This is a genomic window from Massilia sp. NP310, from assembly GCF_019443485.1.
GTDB lineage: Bacteria > Pseudomonadota > Gammaproteobacteria > Burkholderiales > Burkholderiaceae_D > Telluria > Telluria timonae.
Genome location: NZ_CP080379.1, coordinates 893,267 through 915,595, shown reverse-complemented (window position 1 = coordinate 915,595; position 22,329 = coordinate 893,267). Strand labels below are relative to the sequence as shown.

At 64.8% G+C, this 22,329-nt stretch carries 20 protein-coding genes; 11 read left to right on the top strand and 9 right to left on the bottom strand.

The features are described from left to right. Positions 1-87: 87 nt before the first annotated feature. Genes KY496_RS04190 through KY496_RS04180 form a run of 3 tightly spaced genes read left to right on the top strand, consistent with a single transcriptional unit; the run spans position 88 to position 2,188 of the window. The gene (locus tag KY496_RS04190; protein WP_219863995.1) at positions 88-1,146 is read left to right on the top strand and encodes a folate-binding protein YgfZ; all 1,059 of its coding nucleotides are present in this window, start codon (positions 88-90) and stop codon (positions 1,144-1,146) included. A gap of 2 nt (positions 1,147-1,148) precedes the next feature. Next, on the top strand, positions 1,149-1,436 hold the full coding sequence (locus KY496_RS04185; RefSeq protein ID WP_005671086.1) for a DUF4936 family protein: 288 nt from the start codon (positions 1,149-1,151) through the stop codon (positions 1,434-1,436). Beyond that, positions 1,427-2,188, top strand: a complete 762-nt coding sequence (locus KY496_RS04180; protein WP_005671088.1) for an NRDE family protein — start codon at positions 1,427-1,429, stop codon at positions 2,186-2,188. The genes KY496_RS04185 and KY496_RS04180 overlap by 10 nt, the downstream gene beginning before the upstream one ends. 135 nt (positions 2,189-2,323) lie before the next feature. Here KY496_RS04180 and KY496_RS04175 read toward each other — a convergent pair whose 3' ends face one another. From KY496_RS04175 to KY496_RS04165, 3 genes are read right to left on the bottom strand one after another with little or no spacing between them, the layout of a single operon-like run. Next, on the bottom strand, positions 2,324-3,229 hold the full coding sequence (locus tag KY496_RS04175; RefSeq protein WP_005671089.1) for an SDR family oxidoreductase: 906 nt from the start codon (positions 3,227-3,229) through the stop codon (positions 2,324-2,326). Positions 3,230-3,245: 16 nt separating this feature from the next. After that, entirely contained in the window at positions 3,246-4,028 is a 783-nt protein-coding gene (locus tag KY496_RS04170; protein ID WP_005671091.1) for an SDR family oxidoreductase, read from the bottom strand. Between the two features lie 38 nt (positions 4,029-4,066). Next, a complete protein-coding gene (locus tag KY496_RS04165) occupies positions 4,067-4,369 on the bottom strand; it encodes a Dabb family protein (RefSeq protein WP_219863994.1) in 303 nt (100 codons plus the stop codon). A 312-nt stretch (positions 4,370-4,681) separates the two neighbouring features. Between KY496_RS04165 and KY496_RS04160 the strand changes: the two genes are divergently transcribed. Beyond that, positions 4,682-6,382: an MFS transporter gene (locus tag KY496_RS04160; protein ID WP_005671094.1), complete on the top strand. Its 1,701-nt coding sequence runs from the start codon at positions 4,682-4,684 to the stop codon at positions 6,380-6,382. Between the two features lie 80 nt (positions 6,383-6,462). Here KY496_RS04160 and KY496_RS04155 read toward each other — a convergent pair whose 3' ends face one another. The 3 genes from KY496_RS04155 to KY496_RS04145 form a co-directional block, all read right to left on the bottom strand. Beyond that, the gene (locus KY496_RS04155; RefSeq protein WP_219863993.1) at positions 6,463-8,553 is read right to left on the bottom strand and encodes a 3-hydroxyacyl-CoA dehydrogenase NAD-binding domain-containing protein; all 2,091 of its coding nucleotides are present in this window, start codon (positions 8,551-8,553) and stop codon (positions 6,463-6,465) included. A gap of 94 nt (positions 8,554-8,647) precedes the next feature. Next, a complete protein-coding gene (locus tag KY496_RS04150; RefSeq protein WP_005671099.1) occupies positions 8,648-8,845 on the bottom strand; it encodes a YqaE/Pmp3 family membrane protein in 198 nt (65 codons plus the stop codon). A gap of 115 nt (positions 8,846-8,960) precedes the next feature. Continuing rightward, positions 8,961-10,607: a 3-(methylthio)propionyl-CoA ligase gene (locus tag KY496_RS04145; RefSeq protein WP_273162475.1), complete on the bottom strand. Its 1,647-nt coding sequence runs from the start codon at positions 10,605-10,607 to the stop codon at positions 8,961-8,963. 240 nt (positions 10,608-10,847) lie between these two features. Here KY496_RS04145 and KY496_RS04140 point away from each other — a divergent pair, with 240 nt between their 5' ends. The 7 genes from KY496_RS04140 (at position 10,848) to KY496_RS04110 (ending at position 15,924) form a co-directional block, all read left to right on the top strand. After that, on the top strand, positions 10,848-12,290 hold the full coding sequence (locus tag KY496_RS04140) for a YdiU family protein (protein WP_219865042.1): 1,443 nt from the start codon (positions 10,848-10,850) through the stop codon (positions 12,288-12,290). Positions 12,291-12,342: 52 nt separating this feature from the next. Next, positions 12,343-12,738, top strand: coding sequence for a peptide-methionine (R)-S-oxide reductase MsrB (msrB, locus tag KY496_RS04135; protein WP_005671103.1), 396 nt, complete (start codon positions 12,343-12,345; stop codon positions 12,736-12,738). 10 nt (positions 12,739-12,748) lie between these two features. Further along, positions 12,749-13,384: a septation protein A gene (locus KY496_RS04130; protein WP_219863992.1), complete on the top strand. Its 636-nt coding sequence runs from the start codon at positions 12,749-12,751 to the stop codon at positions 13,382-13,384. Further along, on the top strand, positions 13,381-13,674 hold the full coding sequence (locus KY496_RS04125; protein WP_005671106.1) for a BolA family transcriptional regulator: 294 nt from the start codon (positions 13,381-13,383) through the stop codon (positions 13,672-13,674). The genes KY496_RS04130 and KY496_RS04125 overlap by 4 nt, the downstream gene beginning before the upstream one ends. Positions 13,675-13,780: 106 nt before the next feature. After that, a complete protein-coding gene (locus KY496_RS04120; protein WP_005671108.1) occupies positions 13,781-14,560 on the top strand; it encodes a peptidyl-prolyl cis-trans isomerase in 780 nt (259 codons plus the stop codon). A gap of 82 nt (positions 14,561-14,642) precedes the next feature. Beyond that, on the top strand, positions 14,643-15,419 hold the full coding sequence (locus KY496_RS04115) for a peptidyl-prolyl cis-trans isomerase (protein WP_005671109.1): 777 nt from the start codon (positions 14,643-14,645) through the stop codon (positions 15,417-15,419). Between the two features lie 118 nt (positions 15,420-15,537). Then, positions 15,538-15,924 (top strand): GNAT family N-acetyltransferase, encoded by a 387-nt coding sequence (locus tag KY496_RS04110; protein ID WP_157225742.1) that lies wholly within the window; start codon positions 15,538-15,540, stop codon positions 15,922-15,924. A gap of 9 nt (positions 15,925-15,933) precedes the next feature. Here the strand turns inward: KY496_RS04110 and KY496_RS04105 are convergent, their stop codons facing one another. The 3 genes from KY496_RS04105 to purL all read right to left on the bottom strand — a co-directional run bounded on the left by KY496_RS04105 (position 15,934) and on the right by purL (position 22,307). Next, positions 15,934-16,989: a S41 family peptidase gene (locus tag KY496_RS04105; protein WP_219863991.1), complete on the bottom strand. Its 1,056-nt coding sequence runs from the start codon at positions 16,987-16,989 to the stop codon at positions 15,934-15,936. A 100-nt stretch (positions 16,990-17,089) separates the two neighbouring features. Beyond that, positions 17,090-18,088: a hypothetical protein gene (locus KY496_RS04100; protein ID WP_219863990.1), complete on the bottom strand. Its 999-nt coding sequence runs from the start codon at positions 18,086-18,088 to the stop codon at positions 17,090-17,092. Between the two features lie 199 nt (positions 18,089-18,287). Next, positions 18,288-22,307, bottom strand: coding sequence for a phosphoribosylformylglycinamidine synthase (gene purL / locus KY496_RS04095; RefSeq protein ID WP_219863989.1), 4,020 nt, complete (start codon positions 22,305-22,307; stop codon positions 18,288-18,290). Positions 22,308-22,329: the final 22 nt, after the last annotated feature.

Genomic DNA, 22,329 nt, shown 5'->3' with positions numbered 1-22,329 from the left:
TTGCGGCGCTCCCGGCGCGATTTCCCCGACAACTCTATAATGAGGCCGTAATGATAAAGCCTAATTGCCAAAATATTTCGGATTTTCATGAGTAACTGGACTGATCACCTCGCCACGCATGGCGCCCGCTTCCATCTCGACGAAGCCACCCAGGTCGAGGACTTCGGCCAGCCCCTGGAGATTGACGCACTCGCGGCCGGCTTTGTCGCCACCGTGACCGACCAGGGATTGATCGCCGTCGCCGGCGAAGAAGCCGCGAAATTCCTGCATGCGCAGCTCACCAACGACGTCGAGCACCTGCGGCAAGACGAAGCCCGCTTCGCCGGCTTCTGCACGCCGAAAGGCCGCCTGCAAGCGAGCTTCCTGATGTGGCGCGACCTTGATACCGTCTATCTGCAGCTGCCGCGCGCGATCCAGGCGCCGCTGCAAAAACGCCTGTCGATGTTTGTGCTGCGCAGCAAAGCCAAGCTGCGCGACGCCACCGACGAAGCGCCGTTCGCGGCCGTGCTCGGCCTTGGTGGCGCCAGGGCGCAGGCGGCGCTCGGCCGCTTCGTCAATACGCTGCCAGGCGCGCCGATGGGCAAGACCAGCGGCGAGTTCGGCACCGTGCTGCGCCTGAACGACGCCTTCGGCGCGCCACGCTACCTGTGGCTCGCCTCGACCGAGGCAGCAAGCGCTGCCCTGCCGGTATTGAAGGAAGAACTGGCCCTGGGCGGCAACCAGGCCTGGCGCCTGGCCACGATCCACGCCGGCGAGCCGCAGGTGAGCGCCGCCACGCAGGAGCAGTTCGTGCCGCAGATGGTCAACCTCGAGCTGCTGGGCGGCGTCAATTTCAAGAAAGGCTGCTATCCGGGCCAGGAAATCGTCGCGCGCACCAAATACCTGGGCAAGATCAAGCGCCGCACCGCGCTGGCCGGCATCGAGAATGCCGCCGCCCGCGCCGGCGATGAAGTGTTTTCGGTGGCCGACCCCGACCAACCCTGCGGCATGGTCGTCAACGCCGCGCCGAATGGCCGCGGCGGCGCCGATGCCCTGGTCGAGATCAAGCTGGCCGCGCTGGATGACGAGGTGCGCCTGGGCTCGGCCGCCGGCGCGCCGCTGCGTTTCCTGCCCATGCCCTACAGCCTCGACGCGATCGACGACTAGCGATGGTCGACTTCTACGTCTACTACAAGGTGCGCAGCATCGATGCCGCCCGGCTGGCGCCGCTGGTGCATGCCATGGCGCGCCGCCTGGAGCAGGATGCCGGCGTGCGGGTGGCGCTCAAGCGCCGCCCCGAAGACAAGGACGGCCTGCAGACCTGGATGGAAGTCTATCCGGGCGTGACGGAGGGCTTCGAAGCGGTATTGGCGCAGGTCGTCGACGATGCCGGCATCTCGCCGTATCTCGCCGGGCCGCGCCGCCTTGAAATTTTCACGGACCTGCCATGTGCCTGATCGTCTTTGCATGGCACGTCGTCCCCGGCGTGCCCGTCATCGCGGCCGCCAACCGCGACGAGTTCTATGACCGCCCCGCCACGCCGGCCGGCCCCTGGCCGCAGGCGCCGCATGTGATCGCGGGCCGCGACCTGCAGGGCGGCGGCAGCTGGATGGGCGTCTCGCTCACCGGCCCCAACGGCCCGCGCTTCGCGGCGCTGACCAATATCCGCAGCCCGCAAGAACGCCGGCTGGATGCGCCGTCGCGCGGCGCGCTGGTGGCCGACTACCTACGCGGCGAACTCGATGCGGCGGCCTACGTGGCCGAACTGGCGGCGCGCCCCGACCTGTACAACGGCTACAACCTGGTGCTGGGCGACGGCGAGACCTTGTACTGGTACTCGAACCGCGGCAAGGACGATCCGCGCAACGGCCAGCCGCTGGAGCGTGGCCGCATCTACGGCATCTCGAACGGCCTGCTGGACACGCCCTGGCCCAAGGTGCTGCGCACCAAGGCGCAATTCGCGAGCCTGCTGTGCCAGGGGGCGCCCGAGGATGCGTACTTCGAGATGCTGGCCGACACCACGCGCGCGCCGGACGTGCGCCTGCCCGAGACCGGCGTGCCGATCGAGATGGAGCGCATGCTGTCGCCGGTATGCATCGAGTCGCCCGAGTATGGCACGCGCACCTCGACCGTGGTCAAGCTGTATCGGGATGCGGCGCCGGAGTTGCATGAGCGGGTGGTGCAGCCTGGCGTCGTCGCTGCAGCGTGAGACGTGGGGTGGACGGCCTCGCCGTCCACGCGTTCAACTTAGGGCGATGTTGCGATAACCCTTGCCTGGATTGAACGCGTGGGCGGGGGACCCGCCCACGCCACGACCTCGTGCCAGTCGATCTCGCCGCCAACGCTACCGCCTTCCTTTCATCCCCGCCTTCAAGATCTCCTTCAAATGCGGCGTCGCCGCATACGGATCGGCCGGCTGCCGTGCATGCACCAGCGCGTCCATGCGCTCGGCCACCGCGCCCAGCGCCTGCGGGTGCGAGAACACATAGAAGCGCTCTTCGCGGATCGCGTCGAACGTCAGGCGCGCGACGTCCGCCGCCGACACCTTGCCGGAGCCGACCGCTTTTTCGGTGAGCGCCTGCGCCGCCATCTGGCTCGCGGTCATGATTTCGTCGGTGCGCAGTTCGTCCGGCCGGTGGCGGTGCGATTGCGCGATCGCGGTCGGGATGAAATACGGGCACAGCACCGAAGTCCCGATCGGCGCGTCGACCAGCTTGAGGTCGTGGTACAGGGTTTCGGTGAGCGAGACCACCGCATGCTTGGAGACGTTGTAGATGCCCAGCGCCGGCGAATTGAGCAAGCCCGCCATCGATGCGGTATTGACGATCCAGCCGCGATAGCCAGGGTCCTGCGCGGCGCACTCGAGCATCGTGCGCGTGAACGCGCGCACGCCGTGGATCACGCCCCACAGGTTTACGCCCAGCACCCACTCCCAATCTTCCTCGGAGTTCTCCCACACCAGGCCGCCGGCGCCGACGCCGGCATTGTTGAACACCAGGTGCACCACGCCGAAGCGCGCCATCGCCGAATCGGCCAGTTCCTGCACGTGCTCGCCCTTGCGCACGTCGCACACCATGGCCAGCACCTCGGTCTGCTTCGCCAGTTCATCCGCCGCCTTTTCGAGGGCCTTGGGCTGGACGTCGGCCAGCACCAGCTTCATGCCGAGGCTGGCGGCCAGGTTGGCGAACTCGCGCCCCATGCCGCTGGCGGCGCCCGTGATGGCCGCAACCTTTCCGTGAAACTCGTCCATTTAGCCCCTCCCTAAACTAGACCGCCGTCACCCCGCCATCCACCGCCAGCACCTGCCCGGTGATGTGCTTGCCGGCATCCGAAGCGAACAGCACCACGGCGCCCTTCAGGTCTTCATCGTCGCCCAGGCGCTTCAATGGCGCCGCGGCCGCGAGCCCATCGACGCCATAGGCGGCGAGCACGCCCTTCGTCATCTTCGACGGAAAGAAGCCCGGCGCGATCGCGTTGACCGTGATGCCGTAGCGCCCCCACTCGCCGGCAAGCGTACGGGTGAAATTTACCACCGCGCCCTTGGACGTGTTGTACGCCAGCGTCTGCATCGCATCGGGCGGGTTGCCGGCCAGGCCGGCGATCGACGCGATATTGACGATGCGGCCGTAGCGGCGCGGGATCATCGACAACTTGCCGACCGCCTGCGACACCAGGAAGACCGAGCGCACGTTCAGGTTCATCACCTTGTCCCAGGCCTCGAGCGGATAGTCCTCGGCCGGCGCGCCCCAGGTGGCGCCGGCGTTATTGATCAGGATATCGACGTGGCCGAGGCGCGCGATCGCCGCCTCGACCAGCGCCTGCGCCTGGCCCGGGTCGGACAGGTCGCCCGCGAAGCAGCTGGCCTCGATGCCGAGCGCGTGCAGCTGGGCCACGGTGGCGTCGAGCTCCTCCTGCTTGCGCGACGAGATCACCAGGCGCGCGCCCTGCTCGCCGAGCGCCTGCGCCATTTGCAGGCCAAGCCCGCGCGAGCCGCCGGTCACGATGGCGGTCTTGCCCTTCAGTGAAAACAGCTCCTGGGTGGTGCGCATGGGGTCTCCTGGTTGTCGTTATCGGAAAGCTGTGCGGCTCAGACCTCGTAATCCATGCACTGGCGGCCTTCGCGGATGGCGCCGATGAACGGCACCACGGCCTGGTGGGTTGGATGCTTGATGTAAGCCTCGAGCGCGGCGCGGTCGGCGAACTCCGAATACAGCACCACGTCGTAGGTCGCTTCGAGGTCGGGCTGGGCCAAGGTCACCTCGAAGGTCAGGATGCCCGGCACGACCGTCGCGCACTCGTCCAGCCGGCGCTTCATCTCGCGCGCATTGGTCGCGCGATCGGCGCCTTCGGCCTGTTCCTTCAGTTTCCACATCACGATGTGCTTGATCATTCCGTTTCCTGTTCTATTCATTGAGGGCGGGTGCCTTCCCGGACGTTGCCGCAGAGGGAAGCCGGTCGAGCATAGCATAGCGGCAGCACGACCGTTCGCGAAGAAATGTCGATTTCATCATGGGGATTAAATAGGAGGATTCTCTCCTATGAACGGGGAGTAGTCCGACACGGAAAAGCGGAGCACGAGAGCGGGCTTGTAAGCCATGTGTAAGCTGGATGCAAGATTCGCGTAAGGTTTCGGGCGCACAGTGAAGTTAGCTGACCAACAATCAGCATTTCCGGTTACACAAAATTAATTACGGAGACACCCATGGCTATCACACCCGGCAATACTGTCGGAGGACAAGCTGCACCGACCTCCGCCGGACTTACCAAGGAAGAGCGCAAGGTCATCGCCGCTTCTTCCCTCGGCACCGTTTTCGAATGGTACGACTTCTATCTCTACGGTTCGCTCGCTTCCATCATCGCCAAGCAGTTCTTCATCGGCGACCCCAGCACCACCTTCATCTTCGCCCTGCTCGCCTTCGCCGCCGGCTTCATCGTGCGCCCGTTCGGCGCGCTGGTGTTCGGCCGCCTGGGCGACATGATCGGCCGTAAGTACACCTTCCTGGTGACCATCCTGCTGATGGGCGCCTCGACTTTCCTGGTCGGCATCCTGCCGAGCTACGCCCAGATCGGCATCGCGGCGCCGATCATCCTGGTCACACTGCGCATCCTGCAAGGCCTGGCGCTGGGCGGGGAATACGGCGGCGCCGCCACCTACGTGGCCGAGCACGCGCCGCACGGCAAGCGCGGCCTGTTCACGGCCTTCATCCAGACCACGGCCACCATCGGCCTGTTCCTGTCGCTGCTGGTGATCCTGGGCACCCGCACCCTGACCGGCGAAGAGGAGTTCCAGGCCTGGGGCTGGCGCATTCCCTTCCTGATCTCGGTGATCCTGCTCGGCATCTCGGTCTGGATCCGCCTGTCGATGAACGAGTCGCCGGCCTTCGCCAAGATGAAAGCCGAGGGCAAGACCTCGAAGGCGCCGCTGTCCGAAGCCTTCCTCAAGCCGAAGAACGCCAAGATCGCCCTGCTGGCCCTGATCGGCCTGACGATGGGCCAGGCCGTGGTGTGGTACACCGGCCAGTTCTACGCCCTGTTCTTCCTGACCAAGACGCTCAAGATCGACGATCCGACCGCGAACATCCTGATCGCGATCGCGCTGCTGCTGGCGACCCCGTTCTTCATCATCTTCGGCGCGCTGTCGGACAAGATCGGCCGCAAGTGGATCATCCTCGGCGGCTGCGTGATCGCCGCCGCCACCTACTTCCCGATCTTCAAGGCCATCACCCACTACGGCAACCCGGCGCTCGAAACCGCGATCAAGACCTCGCCGGTCGTCGTCGTCGCCGATCCGAACACCTGCAGCTTCCAGATCGACGCCACCGGCACCAAGAAATTCCCGTCCTCGTGCGACATCGCCACGCGCATGCTGACCGCCGCCTCGGTGAGCTACAACCGCGTCGACGCGCCGGCCGGCACCGTCGCCACCATCAAGATCGGCGACACCGAGTACCGTTCGTTCAACGCCGTCATGACGCCGGATAACCTCAACTTCGACAAGGCCTCGCTGGCCAGCGAAGCGGCGCTCAAGTCCGAAGTGACCGGCGCCCTGAAGGCCGCCGGCTATCCGGACAAGGCCGATCCAACGCAGATCAACAAGCCGATGCTGGTGGTCTTCCTGTTCATCCTGGTGCTGTACGTGACCATGGTGTACGGCCCGATCGCGGCAATGCTGGTCGAGATGTTCCCGACCCGCATCCGCTACACCTCGATGTCGCTGCCGTATCACATCGGTAACGGCTGGTTCGGCGGCCTGCTGCCGACGACGGCCTTTGCGCTGGTGGCGTTCAAGGGCGATATTTATTACGGCTTGTGGTATCCGATCGTCATCGCGCTCATCACCTTCGTGATCGGCGCACTGTTCGTGCGGGAGACCAAGGACAACAATATCTACGCCAACGACTGAGACCGCGCGCGCAGAAAGAACAATGCCGCTGGCTATCCAGCGGCATTTTTTTCGAATCGACCGACTCCCGCAGGCTACTCTCAGCCGTTGAAGCCCTGCCCCAGCGACGCCAGGCGCGCCAGCAGCGGCGCCGGCTCCCACGCCTCTCCTTGCCGCCCCCGCGCGAAGCCCTCGACCGCCGCCAGCACCTTCGGCAAACCGACGCTGTCCGCGTACAGCATCGGCCCGCCCCGATGCAAGGGGAAGCCATACCCGCTCAGGTACACCATGTCGACGTCGGAAGCGCGCAGCGCGATGCCCTCCTCGATGATCCTGGCGCCTTCGTTCACCAGCGCATACACCAGGCGCTCGACGATCTCCTCGTCGGCAATCGCGCGCCGCGTCACGCCGATGTCGGCCGAATGGCGCACGACCATGTCGTTCACCGCCTCGGACGGCAATGCCTTGCGTTCGCCCGCGCGGTAGTCGTACCAGCCGGCGCCGGTCTTCTGCCCGAAACGCCCCTGTTCGCACAGCAGGTCCGGCAGCTTCGAATAGGTGAAGCCCGGCGACTCCAGCGCGCGGCGCTTGCGGATGTGCCAGCCGATGTCGTTGCCGGCCAGGTCGCTCATGCGGAACGGACCCATCGCGAAGCCGAAGGCCTCGATCGCGCGGTCGACCTGCTCCGGCAGCGCGCCTTCTTCGAGCAGGAAAACCGCCTGGCGCAGGTACTGCTCCAGCATGCGGTTGCCGATGAAGCCATCGCACACACCGGAGACCACGCCGATCTTCCTGAGCTTTTTGGACAATGCCAGCGCCGTGGCCAGCACATCCTTGCCGGTGCGGGCGCCGCGCACGATCTCGAGCAGCTTCATCACGTGCGCCGGGCTGAAGAAATGCAGGCCGATCACGTCCTGGGGGCGGCGCGTGAAGGCGGCGATCCGGTTGACGTCGAGCGTCGAGGTATTGGTGGCCAGGATCGCGCCCGGCTTCATCACCTTGTCCAGCTCGCGGAACACGAGTTCCTTGACGCCGATGTCCTCGAATACCGCCTCGACCACGATGTCGGCCTGGGCGATGGCGTCATACGACAGCGTGCCGGTCACCAGCGCCATGCGCTGCTCGAGCTGCTCGGGCTTGAGCTTGCCCTTGCTCACGCCGCTCTCATACAGCTTGCGCATCGCGGCCAGCCCCTGGTCCAGGGCGTCCTGCTTCGTTTCGAGGAGCGTCACCGGAATGCCGGCGTTGGCGAAGTTCATGGCGATCCCGCGGCCCATGGTGCCGGCGCCGACCACCGCCGCGCGCGCGATGCTGCGCAACGGCGTATCGGCCGGCACGTCCGGCACCTTGCCGGCCGCGCGCTCGGCGAAGAAGGCATGGCGCAGCGCCTTCGATTCGCTCGTCGTGGTCAGTTGAATGAAACGCTCGCGCTCGAAACGCAAGCCGTCCTCGAACGAATCGGCCGTCACCGAGGCGGCCACCGCCTCCACGCAGGCGCGCGGCGCGGGGAACGGGCCGGCGGCGGCATCGACCTGGGCCCGCGCGGAGGCCAGGAAACCGGCGGCGTCGGGGTGCTCGACCACGCGGTCGCGCACCTTCGGCAGCGGACGCAGGTCGGCAATGCGCTCGGCGTAGGCGATGGCGGTCGGCAGCAGCTCGGCGCCCGCCTGGAACACCTCGTCGAACAGCGGCGTGCCGGCCAGCTTTTCGGACGGCATCGGGATCCCGCCAAGAATCATGCCCAGCGCCTTTTCCAGGCCGAGCACGCGCGGCAGGCGCTGGGTGCCGCCGGCGCCCGGGATCAGGCCCAGCTTCACTTCGGGCAGCGCGATCTGGGCGCCCGGCAGCGCCACGCGGTAGTGGCACCCCAGCGCCAGCTCCAGGCCGCCGCCCATGGCCACGCTGTGGATCGCCGCCACGACCGGCTTGGAAGAGCCCTCGACCACCCGGATCAGCGAGTGCAGGGTCGGCTCGGTGAGGGCCTTCGGAGAATTGAATTCGCGGATGTCGGCGCCGCCCGAGAAGGCCTTGCCGGCGCCGGTGAGCACGATCGCCTTGACCGCCGGATCGCTTTCTGCCGCCTGCACGCCCTGCACGGCGGCGCTGCGGGTCGCGAGCCCCAGGCCGTTGACCGGCGGGTTGTTCAGGGTGATGACGGCAACGCTGCCGTGGACCTGGTAGTCGGCGCTCATGTCTCTCGTTCTCCTTGTAGGTGGTGCTGGATGAGCCATCCACTATACCGCAGAAAATGCACGAGCGTACTATTCAGGCAACGGCCGGCCGGGATCAGAAATCGCGCTGCTGGCGCGCCCGCTCGATCTTCTGGTCGGTCTTGTACTGGCTCAGGGCGTAGACGGCCCAGATGGCGGCCGGCAGCCAGCCGATCAGGGTGATTTGCAGGATCAGGCAGATGATGCCGGCGATCGGGCGGCCGATGGTGAAGAAGGTCAGCCAGGGAAGAATGAGGGCGATGAGCAGGCGCATGGAGAATCCTGTGAGCGAAAGTTGTCAAAAGTGATAACAGTCTACCTGTCCGTGCGCGCTCGCCGCGCCCTGTTGGCGCCGCCCGCACCGCATGCGGCCGAGACCTGCCATCGCGTCAGGCAGCCGGCAACCGATGTCCCGCATACGCCTCGCGCAATTTGTTCTTCTGGATCTTGCCGGTGCCGCCCACCGGCAGGCTGTCGGCGAACACGACGTCGTCCGGCGTCCACCACCGCGCCACCTTGCCGGCGAACCAGCCCAGCAGCTCCTCGCGGCTGACCTCCATGCCGGGCCGGCGCACCACCACCAGCAAGGGCCGCTCGGCCCATTTCGGATGCTGCACGCCGATGCAGGCCGCCTGCAGCACCGCCGGGTGCGACATCGCCACGTTTTCCAGGTCGATGGTGCCGATCCACTCGCCGCCCGACTTGATCACGTCCTTGCTGCGGTCGGTGATCGCCAGGTAGCCATCGGCATCGATGGTGGCCACGTCCCCGGTCGGAAACCAGCCGTCCTGCAGCACGTCGCCGCCCTCGCCCCGGAAGTACCCGGACACCACCCACGGCCCCCGGACCAGCAGGTGGCCACAGGTCGCGCCGTCCCACGCCAGTTCGGCGCCGTCGTCGTCGACGATCTTCATGTCGACGCCGCAGATCGCGTGGCCCTGCTTCCTCAGCAGCGCGCGCTGCGCCTCCTGCGGCAAGCCGGCATGCCGGGCCAGCGGGGTACAGGCGGTGCCGAGCGGCGACATCTCGGTCATGCCCCAGGCGTGCACCACCTGCACGCCCAGCCGGTCGATGAGCAGGTCCATCAGCGCCGGCGGACAGGCCGAGCCGCCGATCACGGTGCGGCGGAAGGTCGAGAACCGCAAGCCGCCCTCCAGCACGTGGTTCACCAGGCCGAGCCAGACCGTGGGCACGCCGGCCGAGAAGGTCACGCCCTCGGCCTCGAACAGCGCGTACAACGACTTGCCGTCCAGCGCCGGTCCCGGGAACACCAGCTTCGCGCCCACCAGCGGCGCCGAGTACGGTAAACCCCAGGCGTTGACGTGGAACATCGGCACCACCGGCAGCACCACGTCGGCGCTCCCGATGCCGAGCGCGTTCGGCAGCGCCGACGCGTAGGCGTGCAGCACGGTCGAGCGGTGCGAGTACAAGGCGCCTTTCGGGTTGCCGGTCGTGCCCGAGGTGTAGCACAGGGACGCCGCCGAACGCTCGTCGAACTGCGGCCAGTCGTAGTCGCCGGAGGCGGCCCCGATCAGCTCTTCGTAGCACAGCAGGCCGGGAATCGCGCCGGCGGGCGGCATGTGCTCGCGTCCGCACAGGGCGACATACGCCTTGACGGTCTTGCACTGACGCGCCATCGCCTCGATCGCCGGCAAGAACGTGAGGTCGAAGAACAGGACGCGGTCTTCGGCGTGGTTGACGATATAGGCCACCTGCTCGGGATGCAGGCGCGGATTGATCGTATGCAGCACCGCGCCCGAACCGGACACGCCGTAATACAGTTCCAGGTGCCGGTAGCCATTCCAGGCCAGCGTCGCGATACGCTCGCCCATGCCGATCCCCAGCGCCGCCAGCGCATTGGCCAGCTGGCGCGCGCGGCGTGCGCAATCGCGGTAGGTATAGCGGTGCAGGTCGCCCTCGACGCGGCGCGAGACGATCTCGGTGGCGCCGTAATGGCGCGCCGCGAACTCGAGGATGCCAGAAATCAGCAGCGGTTGATCCATCATCTGGCCTTGCAACTGACTCATTGGGTGCATTGGGTCTCCGTGATCAGAATGGCAGCGTGGAAAGTGTCGTCCCCGCATCCTGCGCCCGTCAACCGGATTCGATGATGCACCGCATCAACCCCTTGAGCCAGATCGGCAATGAGCGGTTACCGGATGTAACGCCGGCCCACACCGCACCGGTGCGCGAATAGAATCGGCCGGGTGCGGTAAAATCCCGCCAATCTTGACCACTTTGCCACGGACACTGCCATCACTGCCGACGAACTTCCACTGAACAATTCGTTCAGCGAATTGCCACCGGCGTTCTACACGCGCCTCATGCCGACGCCGCTGCCCTCGCCACATTTCATTGCGGCGAGCAGCCCTGCTGCCGCCCTGATCGGGCTGGATGCGGCCGATCTCGCGCGCCCCGACTTCGTCGACGTGTTTACCGGCAACAAGGTCGCGGCGCGTTCGCAGCCGTTGTCCGCCGTGTATTCCGGCCACCAGTTCGGCGTCTGGGCCGGCCAGCTGGGCGACGGCCGCGCGATCACGCTGGGCGAGATCGCCACGCCGACCGGCCCGATGGAGCTGCAACTGAAAGGCGCCGGCCGCACGCCGTATTCGCGCATGGGCGATGGCCGCGCCGTGCTGCGCTCGTCGATCCGCGAATTCCTGTGTTCCGAGGCCATGGCCGCGCTCGGCATCCCGACCACGCGCGCGCTGATGGTGACCGGCTCGCCGCAACAGGTGGCGCGCGAGACCATGGAAAGCACCGCCGTGGTGACGCGCATGGCGCCCACCTTCGTGCGCTTCGGCTCGTTCGAGCACTGGGCCTCGCGCGGGCGCGAGGCCGAGCTGAAAACGCTCGCCGACTACGTCATCCGCCAGTTCTACCCGGAATTCCTGGGCGCCGCCAATCCGTACAAGGAGCTGCTGGCCGAAGTCACCCGCCGCACCGCGCGCATGATCGCGCACTGGCAGGCGGTCGGCTTCATGCATGGCGTGATGAACACCGACAATATGTCGATCCTGGGACTGACGCTGGACTACGGCCCGTTCGGCTTCATGGAAGCGTTTGATGCCAAGCACATCTGCAACCACACCGACCAGGGTGGCCGCTACTCCTACGCCAACCAGGTCCCGGTCGGCCACTGGAACTGCTATGCGCTGGGCAATGCCCTGCTGCCGCTGATCGGCGAGCCCGAAGTGGCCGAAGAGGCCCTCGACGTCTACCGCCCCGAGTTCGGCCGCCAGCTCGACACCCTGCTGCATGCCAAGCTCGGCCTGAAGGAGACGCGCGACGGCGATGCGGCGCTGTTCGACAATATGTTCACGCTGCTGCAAGACAACCACGCCGATTTCACGCTGTTCTTCCGCCGCCTGGGCGAGCTGAAGGTCGAGGAGCCGGCCGCCGACGAACCCCTGCGCGACCTGTTCATCGACCGCGCCGCCTTCGACGCCTGGGCCGCCGAGTACCGCGCCCGCCTGCGCCAGGAAGGGAGCAGCGACGCGGCCCGGCGCGAGGCCATGCACGGGGTCAATCCGAAGTACATCCTGCGCAACTACCTGGCGCAGATCGCCATCGAACAGGCGCAGAACGGCGACTTCGGCGGCGTGCACAAGCTGCTGGCCGTGCTGGAACGCCCGTTCGACGAGCAGCCCGAGAACGCATCCTATGCGACCCTGCCGCCGGACTGGGCGGCCCACCTCGAGGTGAGCTGCTCGTCCTGAGCCCGCCCCGGGCCTCATTTGAGCCTGGCCTCTCACACCACGAAAGAGAATCATGACCGACAAAGTGACCAAGACCGACGCCGAGTGGCGCGAGCAGCTCGACCCGATCGAATACCAGGTGACGCGCCACGCCGCCACCGAGCGCGCCTTCACCGGCAAGTACTGGGACCACCATGAACACGGCATCTATCACTGCGTGTGCTGCGACACCCCGCTGTTCGAATCGGACACCAAGTTCGACTCGGGCTGCGGCTGGCCCAGCTACTTCACGGCCCTCGACCCGGAAAATGTGATCGAGAAAGTCGACCGCAGCCACGGCATGGTGCGCACCGAAGTCATCTGCGGCGTGTGCGATGCCCACCTGGGCCACGTGTTCCCGGACGGCCCGCCGCCGACCGGGCTGCGCTACTGCATCAACTCGGCCGCCATGCGGTTCGAACCGATCTGAGGGTGGCGCGGTGAAGAAATTTCTGTTCGATCTGTTCCCAGTCATCCTGTTCTTCGGCGTCTACAAGTACGGCGACAGCAACCAGGACTGGGCGCACCGCATGGCGGTCGAGTACCTGCGCGGGCTGATCGCGGGCGGCGCGGTGCCGCCGGCGCAATCGGCGATCCTGCTGGCCACCGCGGTGGCGATCGTCGCCACCGCGCTGCAGGTCGGCTACCTGCTGGTGCGCGGCCGCAAGGTCGACAATATGCTGTGGCTGTCGATGGCCGTGATCCTGGTTGCCGGCGGCGCCACGATCTATTTCCATGACGACCTGTTTATCAAATGGAAGCCGACCATCCTGTACTGGGCCTTCGCCGTCGCCCTGCTGGTGGCGCAGGTGTTTTACAAGAAGAACCTGATGCGCTCCGTGATGGAGGCCAATATCAAGCTGCCCGATCTGGTGTGGAACCGGCTCGGCTACAGCTGGATCCTGTTCTTCGCCGGCATGGGCCTGCTGAACTTGTTGATGGCCTTCGTGGTCTTCCGTAACGATACCAGCGCCTGGGTCAGCTTCAAGCTGTTCGGCTTTACCGGCATCATGTTCGGATTCATCGTGATCCAGATGATGATGCTCTCAAAATACATCAAGGAGGAAGAAGCATGACCACTGCAACCAGCAAAGGCGACCGCGAAGCACGCCTGCGCGCGATCCTCGAGGCCGAGCTGGCCCCGGCGTCGCTCGAGATCATCGACGACTCGCACCTGCACGCCGGCCATGCCGGCGCGGCCTCCGGCGGCAGCCATTACACGGTCAAAATCGTGTCATCCCGCTTTGAAGGCCTCAAGCTGGTCATGCGCCATCGTCTTGTGTATGATGCCGTTCACGATATGATCAACAAGGCGGAAATCCACGCGCTCGCCATCAACGCGACCGCGCCTTCCGAGCTGTCCTGAGTGTCGGCTTCAGGCAGTTTTAAGTAATGTGCCCGACAATTGTCACTGCTAGTCATAAGAACTAATCCAATCTCGTCCAGCAACTATCCCCGCTACAGGAACACACATGACCTTTAAGCCAGCTCGCCTGCTGTTAGCCCTTGTCGCCGTTGCATCGGCTCCCGCTTTCGCCCAGAACCTCGCAGTGGTGAACGGCAAGGCGATCCCTTCGTCGCGCGCCGATGCCGTCGTCAAGCAGGTCGTGGCCCAGGGCCAGGGCCAGGATTCGCCGCAACTGCGCGAAGCCGTCAAGAACGACCTGATCGCCCGCGAAGTGCTGATGCAAGAAGCCGTCAAGCAAGGCTACGACAAGAAGCCCGAAGTGCGTGAAGCGCTGGACAATGCCCGTCAGTCGATCGTCGTCAACGCCCTGGCCCGCGAATACATCACCAAGAATCCGGTGAGCGACGCCCAGATCAAGGCCGAGTACGACAAGTTCAAGGCGCAGACCGGCGACAAGGAATACCATGTGCGCCACATCCTGTTCACGACCGAAGACGAAGCCAAGGCGGCCATCGGCAAGCTGAAAGGCGGCGCCAAGTTCGAAGACCTGGCCAAGACCTCGAAGGACACCGGCACCGCCAACAATGGCGGCGACCTGGACTGGGTGACCCCGAACGCCCTGCCGCCGGAATTCTCGGCCGGCTTCACCAAGCTGCAGAAAGGCGCGATTACCGACGTGCCGGTCAAGACCAACGCCGGCTTCCACGTGATCAAGCTGGACGACACCCGTGCGGTCAAGCTGCCGTCGCTGGAAGAAGTCAAGCCGCAGATCGCCGACACCCTGGCGCAAGAGAAGCTGCGTGACTACCAGGAGCAAATGGTCAAAAAGGCAAAGGTGCAGTAATATGTGCTGTCGCCGGCGCTGAGCATGCGCCGGCTTTCGTCGCCTGCGGCGATACTTTTCGTGTTTATATAGGATCTCAACAATGATTTTGAAGCCAGCCCGCCTGTTGTTAGCCATGACCGCATTGGTTGCCCTGCCTGCACTCGCGCAAAACGCTGCAACCGTCAATGGCAAGGCGATCCCGCAAGCGAGGGTCGACCAGCTGGTCAAGCAAGTCGTCGCCCAGGGCCGCGCCACCGATTCCCCTGAGCTGCGCGATGCGATCAAGAAAGACCTGATCAGCCGTGAAGTGTTGATCCAGGAAGCCGACAAGCAGAACATCGGCAACCGCGCCGACGTCAAATCGGCCATCGACAACGCCCGCCAGAGCATCATCATCAATGCGATGCTGGCCGACTACGTCAAGAAGAACCCGGTCAAGGATGCCGAGATCAAGGCCGAGTACGACAAGCAGAAGGCCATGATCGGCGACAAGGAATACCACGCCCGCCACATCCTGGTCGATTCCGAAGCCGACGCCAAGGGCATCATCGCCAAGCTGAAGGCCGGCGGCAAGTTCGAAGAGCTGGCCAAGCAGTCGAAGGACGGCAGCGCCCAGAACGGCGGCGACCTGGGCTGGGCAAGCCCGGCGACCTACGTGCCTGAGTTCTCGAAGGCCATGGTCGCCCTGCAAAAAGGCGCCATCACCGAGACCCCGGTGAAATCGCAGTTCGGCTTCCACGTCATCAAGCTGGAAGACGTGCGCGCGACCAAGATCCCGCCGCTGGACGAAGTCAAGCAGCAAGTCGCGGAAGGCCTGCAGCAGCGTCAGCTGGCGGCATACCGCGAAAGCCTGGTCAAGAAGGCCAAGGTGCAGTAATCGCTGTCCAGCCGTCTCGAAGAGCGCTCCTGCGGGGGCGCTCTTTTCTTTTGTGCGAGTACGAATGCGCTCATCTGTTCCCGTTTTCCGGCGCGCGACCGCCGCCGATATCCCGCAGATGTCCCGCGTCCGTTTATCAGTGTTCGAGAACCGGTTGCGCGACCCGGCGCGGGTCACGCCGCGGATGTATGAAGATTTTCTGGAAAAGGATGGCCGCGGCTGGATTGCGCAGGTCGATGGCGTCACCGTCGCGTTCAGCTATGCCAACCGGCTCGATGGCTCGATCTGGGCGCTGTTCGTCGATCCCGCGCACGAGGGAAAGGGGCTGGCGAAAGCCCTGCTCGGACTGGTGACGGCGTGGCTGTTCGAGCAAGGCTTCGCCGAGATCACGCTCGACACGGGCGCCGGCACGCGGGCCGACCTGTTCTATGCGCGCCAGGGCTGGACCAGGGACGACGCCGGCGCCGCCGACGTACGTTACACCCTGGCGCGTCCAATACCCTGACTGCCCGCCCTATCCCTGCTTGTCGACTTCGGCCAGGCGCTTGCGCAGCAGGTCGGCATGCATGGCGTCGCGCGGCTTCTCCAGCAGCGCCTTCAATGCCAGGCGCTGGGCCGTACGCAAGGCTTCGTCCGCCGCGACCGGCACGTCGGGGATGACGCCCGTGCCTTCCCAGTTCGATTTGCTGATCGGATTGACCGCCCGGCCGCTCGGAATGAAGACCGAGAGATGGGGATGCAGGCGACGCATGCCGCCCGGGTGGGCGCCGCCGCCGGTCGTCTCGCCGATGAGCGTTCCACGCTTGAGCTGTTGCATGTTGTAGCTGAATTCTTCCGCGCCCGAGAAGGTCTTCTTGCTGGTGAGGACATAGATCTTCTTCTGGCCGCCGAAGCGCTTGCCCGGCACCTCGTCCTGGGTCCAGAACGACTCAAGGCGCCCTTCGTGGCGCCAGACCATGTCGTTGAGGTGGGTGCGGTTGTCGAACAGGTAGCTCGACATGAAGGCGACCGTGTTCGGGTCGCCCCCGCCGTTATTGCGCAAGTCGACGATCAGGGCGTCGGTGTCGGCGACCACCTGCATCGCGGCGCCGATGATGTCCCTGGCGAAGTCGACCGGGGCAAACGTCCTCAGGTCGATGTAGCCGATATTGCCCGGCAGCGCTTCGATCTTGCGTACGCCAAAGTTCGAGGCCTTCAGGTGACCGAGCATCATTTTTTCGATCTCGGGCGTCGGCTCGGGGGGAATGTCCGGAAGCGGCTGCGCGCTGACCCTGACCCTCAGGTGCAGGTCCTTGGTCGGCGCGCGCAGGTCGTCGGTCAGGACGCTGGCCAGTTCCTCCATCGTCGAGATGCGCGCATACGCGCCGCTCTTCTCCTTCGCCTGCAGGCGCTCGGCAATCAGTTTCGCCTTGTCGGGGAAAACGTACTGCTCGTCGATCGCCTGCGCCAGCTCGCGGACGATGCCTGAGCGTGTCGCGGCGTCGATCTGCCTGCCGTCGGGAGCCGCATTCGCGGCGGTGGAAAGCACCATGATCAGTGCGCATAAGGGACGAACGACGATCGGGTTCATGGTCTCCAATCCTTGTTGAGTTCGACACAGTGTATATCGCGCCGGCGAAAAAAACGCCTCCGGAGAGGCGTTTATGATTGCTGCATCAAACCGTCAGACCTTACGCTCGATCCATGACCTTGACCGTTATTGACGGATGAGCGGCATCAGTTCTTCCAGCTACAGTTCCGATCTGCTTGTCGTTAAGATAGAAATTGAAGTTGGTCCCAGATGAGCTACTATTTTGTTTTGGCGCCAACACTAGCCCGATGACAATGCTAACGATGAGAAGGACCGAGATGCCTAATGCGCTGAGACCCGCCCACCGGGAGCTAGGCTCGCCTCTCTTGACATCTTCCCAGACGCCTTTCACGACGTTCGCAGCAGCGGTATCGACTATACGAATCCCACGCTCAATCTCTGGATAATGCTTCAACACGGTCTTGTAGTCGCCGTGCGCCAGCTGACGCGTTGCGAACGCCGCAAGCAGCAGGATCGAGCCGAAATCGGTACAAGATTCTCGCAGTTTCTCCTGCGCTGTCGTTAACGCAGCGACGGTAACTTGCTCAGCGGACGGGATTTTTTTAAATTTCTGCCTTCGGTTCCAACGCGACTTCCGATGCCTCGGAACCTCGCCAATTCGCGCATCCGCCAAGCTCAAGCACCAGCACAGGAAGCGGAAAACTTGCGCGTCTTTCGTCCCTTGTGGGAACTTACTCTGCCAGGATTCGGACACCGCCCTCTCGGCGATTAAATAAGACTCGTGTTCTGCTGGGTTCAAGTGAAGGATAATGGTGTTGTACGACACCCTCAGCTTGGACCAATACGGAAGGAGTTCGCTGGCAAGCTCTTCCTCAAGTGACTTTGAAGGAGTTTTAGCCGGTACCGGGGCGGGGGTCGCTTTTGACTTGATCGAAATCCTTCCGACAATCAAATGGATGCTGCCGCCAAACTCCGCGACCGCCAGCCGGAGTGATTCAACCCATGCCTTCCTGAACTCGGTAACCTTGGCTGCTTTGTCAGAGTAATATTTGAGCGCGGCGAACAAAGCCGTCACTGCCGCGACAAATGTTGCTGTAGCCGCAGGGATATTCGACGCGATAATCGACAAAACAGACATCCGGATCTCCGGCTAAAATCCAGATTATTTCATAGAAGCATACTCGAACCACTGCCAGAAATGTCAGTAGATAAAATTACCCACCTTGAATAAGCGCCAGAATGCCAAATCCCCGTGATTTCCGGAATTCGAAATGAGACGGTCAGCGGGCCAAATAAAAACGCCTCCGAAGAGGCGTTTTCCATATCATTTGAACCGATCAGCCAACCCACTTGCGCGCATTGCGGAACATGCGCATCCATGGCGACTCGTCACCCCACGATTCCGGCGCCCACGAATGCGTCGCGGCGCGGAACACGCGCTCGGCGTGCGGCATCAGCACGGTGAAGCGGCCGTCATCGGTGGTGACCGAGGTCAGCCCGCCCGGCGAGCCGTTCGGGTTGAACGGATAGACCTCAGTCGCCTGGCCGCGGTTGTCGACGAAGCGCATCGACTGGTTGACGGCGCTCAGGTCGCCGGTCAGCGAGAAGTCGGCGAAGCCTTCGCCGTGGGCGATGGCGATCGGCGCCTGGGTGCCGGCCATGCCCGCGAAGAAGATCGACGGCGAATCCAGCACCTCGACCATGCCGAAGCGCGCTTCGAACTGTTCCGACTTGTTGCGGGTGAACTTCGGCCACGCATGCGCGCCCGGAATGATGGATTTCAGGTTGCTCATCATCTGGCAGCCGTTGCAGACACCGAGGCCGAAGGTGTCCTGGCGCTGGAAGAACTTCGCGAACTGCTCCGAGAGCTGCGGGTTGAACAGGATGGTCTTGGCCCAGCCCTCGCCCGCGCCCAGCACGTCGCCATACGAGAAGCCGCCGACGGCGATGATGCCGTGGAAGTCGTCCAGCTTGGCGCGGCCGGCGATCAGGTCGCTCATGTGGACGTCGATCGCGGCGAAGCCCGCCTGGTGCATCACCCACGCGGTTTCGATATGCGAGTTGACGCCCTGCTCGCGCAGGATGGCCACGCGCGGACGCACGCCGGTCGCGATGAACGGCGCCGCGACATTATCCGCCAGGTCGAAGGTGATCTTCGGCTGCATGCCTGGGTCGGTTTCGTCCAGCAGGCGGTCGTATTCCGAATCGGCGCACGCCGGGTTGTCGCGCAGGCGCGCGATGCGCCAGCTGGTCTCACTCCACAGGCGGTGCAGGCTGCTGCGCGACTCGTTGTAGATCACTTTCGCATCACGGGTGAACTCGATCGCGCCGCGGTCGTTGAGCTTACCGATGATGTGGCTGCAGGCGCCCAGGCCCTGGTCGCGCAGCACGTTCATCACCGCACTCTTGTCGTCCGCGCGCACCTGGATCACGGCGCCCAGCTCTTCGGAAAACAGCGCGCGCAGGGTCATCTCGTTGCGGCGCTCGGCCACCTGGCCGGCCCAGTTCTTGGCGTCGCCCCAGTCGGACGCGTGCTCGCCTTCCATGGTCAGGATGTCGAGGTTAACCGACACGCCGGTGCGGCCGGCGAAGGCCATCTCGGTCAGCGTGGCGAACAGGCCGCCGTCCGAGCGGTCGTGGTAGGCCAGCAGCTTGCCGTCCTTGTTCAGCTGCTGGATCGCGACGAAGAAGGCTTTCAGGTCTTGCGGCGAATCGACGTCCGGCACCGAGTCGCCCAGTTGCTGCGTCACTTGCGCCAGGATCGAGGCACCCAGGCGGTTCTTGCCGCGGCCCAGGTCGACCAGGATCAGGGAGGTCTCGCCGCTGTCGGTGCGCAGTTGCGGGGTCAGCGAACGGCGCACGTCGGTAACCGGCGCGAACGACGACACGATCAGCGACACCGGCGAGATGACGGCCTTGTTCTGGCCTTCGTCGTTCCAGGTGGTGCGCATCGACAGCGAATCCTTGCCCACCGGGATCGACACGCCCAGCGCCGGGCACAGTTCCATGCCGACCGCCTTGACGGTGTCGAACAGCGCCGCATCCTGGCCAGGCTGGCCGCAGGCGGCCATCCAGTTGGCCGACAGCTTGATGTCCGAGATGTCGTCGATGGCGGCGGCGGCGATGTTGGTGATCGCCTCGCCGACGGCCATGCGGCCCGAGGCGGCGGCGTCGATCACGGCCAGCGGGGTGCGCTCGCCCATCGCCATCGCCTCGCCCACGAAGCCTTCGAAGGCCATCGCGGTGACGGCGCAGTCGGCGACCGGCACCTGCCATGGGCCGACCATCTGGTCGCGCACGCTGGTGGCGCCGACAGTACGGTCGCCGATGGTGATCAGGAACGATTTATCGGCCACGGCCGGGTTCAGCAGCACGCGACGCGCGGCTTCCGGCAGCTCGATGCCGGTCAGGTCCACCGGCGGGAAGACGTGCTGGACGTGTTCGACGTCGCGCAGCATCTTCGGCGGTTTGCCGAGCAACACATCCATCGGCATGTCGACCGGCGAATTACCTTCTTGCTGATCGATCAGCTTCAGCTGGCGCTCTTCGGTGGCGGTGCCGACCACGGCAAACGGGCAGCGCTCACGCTCGCACAGCGATGCAAATTTTGTAAGGCCATCAGGCGAAATTGCCAACACATATCGCTCTTGCGACTCGTTTGACCAAATTTCCTTCGGCGCCAGACCACTCTCTTCCAGCGGCACCTTGCGCAGGTCGAAAATCGCGCCGCGCTTGGCGTCGTTGACGATTTCGGGGAAGGCGTTCGACAGGCCGCCGGCGCCGACGTCGTGGATCGAGATGATCGGGTTGTCCTCTCCCAGCTGCCAGCAGCCGTTGATGACTTCCTGCGCGCGGCGTTCCATCTCTGGATTGCCGCGCTGGACCGAGTCGAAGTCCAGGTCGGCGGTGTTGGTGCCGGTCGCCATCGACGAGGCGGCGCTGCCGCCCATGCCGATGCGCATGCCCGGGCCGCCGAGCTGGATCAGCAGGCTGCCGACCGGGATCTCGTCCTTGTGGGTGTGCCGGGCCGAGATGTTGCCGATGCCGCCGGCGATCATGATCGGCTTGTGGTAGCCGTAGACCGCGTTCGCGGCGCCGACGTTCTGCTCGTAGGCGCGGAAGTAGCCGCCCAGGACCGGACGGCCGAATTCATTGCTGAAGGCGGCGCCGCCGATCGGGCCGTCGATCATGATCTGCAGCGGCGAGGCGATGCGCTCCGGCTTGCCGTAGACGGCGTCAAGACGCTCGCCCTTGGTCACGTCCGATGCGTTTTCCCACGGACGCTGGGCGTCGGGCAGCACCAGGTTCGATACCGTGAAACCGGTCAGGCCCGCCTTCGGCTTGGCGCCGCGGCCGGTCGCGCCCTCGTCGCGGATCTCGCCGCCGGCGCCGGTCGAGGCGCCCGGGAACGGAGAGATCGCGGTCGGATGGTTGTGGGTCTCGACCTTCATCAGGGTGTGCACCAGCTCGGTCGACGCGCCGTATTCCTGGCCGTCGCGCGGGAAGAAGCGGGTGACGGTGGCGCCTTCGATGATCGACGAGTTGTCGCTGTAGGCGACCACGGTGCCGCGCGGATTCAGCTGGTGCGTGTTCTTGATCATGCCGAACAGCGATTTGTCCTGCTTGACGCCGTCGATGATCCAGTCGGCGTTGAAGATCTTGTGGCGGCAGTGCTCGCTGTTCGCCTGGGCGAACATCATGAGCTCGACGTCGGTCGGGTTGCGCTGCGCCTTGGTGAAGGCGTCGTGCAGGTAGTCGACTTCGTCTTCCGACATCGCCAGGCCGAGTTCGGTGTTGGCGCGCACCAGCGCGTCGCGACCAGCGCCCAGCACATCGATGCTTTCCAGCTGCTTGCCTTCGAGTTCGTTGAACAGGTGCTGGGCGTCGTCGGCGCTGCGCAGCACCGACTCGGTCATGCGGTCGTGCAGCAGCGCGCTGACGGCTTCCAGTTCCTCGCTGCTGAGCTTCTTGGCGGCGCCGATGCTGCTGCCCAGGATGCCGCTCTTGAGGACCACGGTGTAGCCGACGCCGCGCTCGATGCGGTGCACGTGAGCCATGCCGCAGTTGTGGGCGATGTCGGTCGCCTTCGAGGCCCACGGCGAAATCGTGCCCAGGCGCGGAATGACGAAGAACTCCTCGGTCACGCCCTCGTACAGCGTTTCGGCCGCCGGCTCGCCATAGGTGAGCATGGCCGATAGACGTTGCGTATCGTCAGTGGAGAGCGGCGCGCTGGTGTCGATGAAGTGGTAGAAGCGTCCCTGGACGGCGGCGATCGACGGGGCGACGGCTTGCAGTTGGCTCAGGAGGCGTTGGCTACGGAAGGCGGACAGGGCATTGGAACCCGGCAGAATCAACATGGCTTGGACAGTCGTTGATGCA

Coding starts and splice junctions, on each gene's coding strand:
- KY496_RS04190 (WP_219863995.1), top strand. CDS start 88: ATGAGTAACTGGACTGATCACCTCGCCACGCATGGCGCCCGCTTCCAT.
- KY496_RS04185 (WP_005671086.1), top strand. CDS start 1,149: ATGGTCGACTTCTACGTCTACTACAAGGTGCGCAGCATCGATGCCGCC.
- KY496_RS04180 (WP_005671088.1), top strand. CDS start 1,427: ATGTGCCTGATCGTCTTTGCATGGCACGTCGTCCCCGGCGTGCCCGTC.
- KY496_RS04175 (WP_005671089.1), bottom strand. CDS start 3,229: ATGGACGAGTTTCACGGAAAGGTTGCGGCCATCACGGGCGCCGCCAGC.
- KY496_RS04170 (WP_005671091.1), bottom strand. CDS start 4,028: ATGCGCACCACCCAGGAGCTGTTTTCACTGAAGGGCAAGACCGCCATC.
- KY496_RS04165 (WP_219863994.1), bottom strand. CDS start 4,369: ATGATCAAGCACATCGTGATGTGGAAACTGAAGGAACAGGCCGAAGGC.
- KY496_RS04160 (WP_005671094.1), top strand. CDS start 4,682: ATGGCTATCACACCCGGCAATACTGTCGGAGGACAAGCTGCACCGACC.
- KY496_RS04155 (WP_219863993.1), bottom strand. CDS start 8,553: ATGAGCGCCGACTACCAGGTCCACGGCAGCGTTGCCGTCATCACCCTG.
- KY496_RS04150 (WP_005671099.1), bottom strand. CDS start 8,845: ATGCGCCTGCTCATCGCCCTCATTCTTCCCTGGCTGACCTTCTTCACC.
- KY496_RS04145 (WP_273162475.1), bottom strand. CDS start 10,607: ATGCACCCAATGAGTCAGTTGCAAGGCCAGATGATGGATCAACCGCTG.
- msrB (WP_005671103.1), top strand. CDS start 12,343: ATGACCGACAAAGTGACCAAGACCGACGCCGAGTGGCGCGAGCAGCTC.
- KY496_RS04125 (WP_005671106.1), top strand. CDS start 13,381: ATGACCACTGCAACCAGCAAAGGCGACCGCGAAGCACGCCTGCGCGCG.
- KY496_RS04120 (WP_005671108.1), top strand. CDS start 13,781: ATGACCTTTAAGCCAGCTCGCCTGCTGTTAGCCCTTGTCGCCGTTGCA.
- KY496_RS04115 (WP_005671109.1), top strand. CDS start 14,643: ATGATTTTGAAGCCAGCCCGCCTGTTGTTAGCCATGACCGCATTGGTT.
- KY496_RS04110 (WP_157225742.1), top strand. CDS start 15,538: ATGTCCCGCGTCCGTTTATCAGTGTTCGAGAACCGGTTGCGCGACCCG.
- KY496_RS04105 (WP_219863991.1), bottom strand. CDS start 16,989: ATGAACCCGATCGTCGTTCGTCCCTTATGCGCACTGATCATGGTGCTT.
- KY496_RS04100 (WP_219863990.1), bottom strand. CDS start 18,088: ATGTCTGTTTTGTCGATTATCGCGTCGAATATCCCTGCGGCTACAGCA.
- purL (WP_219863989.1), bottom strand. CDS start 22,307: ATGTTGATTCTGCCGGGTTCCAATGCCCTGTCCGCCTTCCGTAGCCAA.